Annotated in this window: 1 protein-coding gene; it reads right to left on the bottom strand. The window is 64.0% G+C overall.

The window, feature by feature from the left end; translation table 11 throughout:
• Positions 1–14: 14 nt before the first annotated feature.
• On the bottom strand, positions 15–2296 hold a 2282-nt coding region (locus tag DDE13_RS22300; protein WP_222626187.1), incomplete at its 5' end, for a hypothetical protein.

Here is a 2296-nt window from a genome sequence, read left to right as displayed (position 1 = left end):
TTGCCAGCCCATGACTACGACGCGACGCTCTCGCTGCCCCACACCGGCAGGCTCGGCGTCAAGATCGTGCCGCCCTCGCCCGCGTAGAGTCGCTTGTAGGCCGTCGTCGCGTCCGGCACGGTGTCCGTCGTGATCGCCTGCTTCCATGCGTTGATGTACCGGACATCCGCCAAAAGGCTCGGCGTCAGCAGCCGCAGGGGTTGGGTCGAAGAAATAGAGCCTGGCGAAGGAACCGGCGTCGGGGTCAGCGCCGTCATGACCTTGCCCGGCTCGCCGTGCCACGCCCGGATGATACCACCGGTCCCGCCGTCCGCGCCCGCGTTCAAGTCCACGCTGATGATCACGCGCACGAACTTTCCGAAGGTGAACACGTCGCTGAAGTTCACGTTCGGAAGGTTGGGCTGGCTGCCCCCGCCAAGTTCGAGGATGCCCGAGCGCTCCATACGCCACGAGAAGTTGTTGCTAAGAACCTGCGCGAACGTGCCCGTGTCCGTCGATTGCGTCCGTCGGATCACAGCCTCGACGGTCAGGACCTTGTCCAGGCCGCTGCCGCCAGAAGCCGGATCCTCGAAACCGCCGTGCCCGGAGGCAAGTGTGAAGAACGGCGTCCCGACGAGGTTGCTTTCAAAGCTGACCTGTCCGCGCGCGACGATGGGCATGCCCGGAACGCCGGTCAGGCCGAGATCCATGATCGGAAGATCACCGATGTAGCGCGCCGTGATGTCCGCAGGGGACGACAACAGGCCGGGAATTCCGCCGATGCCGTAGAACAGCGGCTCCGACCCGTCCACGCCGCCCGACGGCGCGATGCGGATACCGACACGCCCGGACCCGCCCGCGTTCGGCAGAAGCTGCGCTTCCGTCGTCATGGCCACGCCGTCGAATACAAACCCCCGAACGAACGCGGACGTGCCGCCTTCCTCGTTGCGCCGCGTGGTGATGTCATAGGCCGGGTTCCACAGGTCGATATGCGTCTCGGTCCAGTCGGTGTCGGTGATTTCTGGCGTGGGCACGGACACAATGCCCAGCATGTCGAGCATCTGGTAGGCGTAGAGTTCGCCCAGCAGCGGAAAGCCCCAGTCGTCGTCGTTCGAAAAATGCGGATCGTCCGCCGCCAGACGCAGGCACATCGTCTGCGGGGACCACTGTTTCGGCAGCGCCATCGGGAAATCCGTCGTGTTCTCAAAAAACGGGTCCCAGCCGCCGGGAATGTTCTCGGCTAGCGCCGCCTCGGTCGTCATGATTTCCCCCACCGTCGTGTGCGTGAAGGTCGGGCTCTGCGCGGGACGGCCTGTCGAGATGATGACGCCGATCTTCGTGTATGAGTAATCAACCAGTTCGGCCATCGAATGGTTGAGCGTGTAGGCTAGGCCACCCTCTCCGATGGTCGTGCCAAGGCTGACCGGCGTCCCGTCGATCAGCTTTTGCGTGAGGATCGGAACCATGATCGCCGCGTTCTGGTTCATGAAGGCGGTCCATGACATGTTCCACACGACACCGATCTTTGTGCCGTGCCGGGTGATTTCGTCCTGCACAAACCTGCGGTCGTCCTCCCATGGCCGCGGCGGCGTGCCGTCCGGGTCGACCCATTCCGGTGCCTGCACTCCGGACACGGCCATCAGCCCGAACAGGATTTTCAGGCCGGGGTAGTTCACTTGGATCAACCTGACCATGCGCGCGAAACCCGGCATGGGTTCGTTCCCGGCCTCGTTGTTAATCTGCTTGATCGTGGGGCCGACGCGCGGGGTGTTCGTGCGATCCGGAGTCCAGAGTTGCACGTTGTTCGGCTCGGGGATCGTTTCAGGCGTGATCGTGACAGAATTGTCCGCGACGGCGAACTTGACCGCGTTCGATTGTCCAAGCCCCACAACCACAAGCCCGACGCAGACTTTCCGAGTCATGATGCTCTCAGGGGCTGCGCTGCCCTGCACCCGGCACTCGATCCGCTTGTAGGTGCCAAGGTCGAGCGGCACGTCATTGAGCGTGGCGCCGGAAATGGTGCCGCCGCTGACTGTCCCGATGGCCTGCCAAGTTCCTTCCGTACCGCGAACGTCCGGGGTCGCAGCGTTCCAGTCGCTGAACTCGACATACCGCGCCTCGATCACTGCGCCGTCGTCCGCATCCGTCGATGCCAGAGACACGGGAATGTCGGTGGCATCCAGGCCTTGCGCGATCCCGCCGTCGAAATAAGCGACCTCCGCGATGCTGTCGATCTCCTCCAGTGTGGCGCTCGCACCGGTCAGCACCGTGACCGCGTTCGACGCCGGCGATGCCACACCCGAACCCGCATCCGTCC

Source organism: Meridianimarinicoccus zhengii (assembly GCF_003254465.1).
Classification (GTDB): Bacteria; Pseudomonadota; Alphaproteobacteria; order Rhodobacterales; family Rhodobacteraceae; genus Meridianimarinicoccus; species Meridianimarinicoccus zhengii.
Note: the sequence above shows the minus strand (reverse complement) of the source record. Positions and strands in the feature narration are given on the sequence as shown.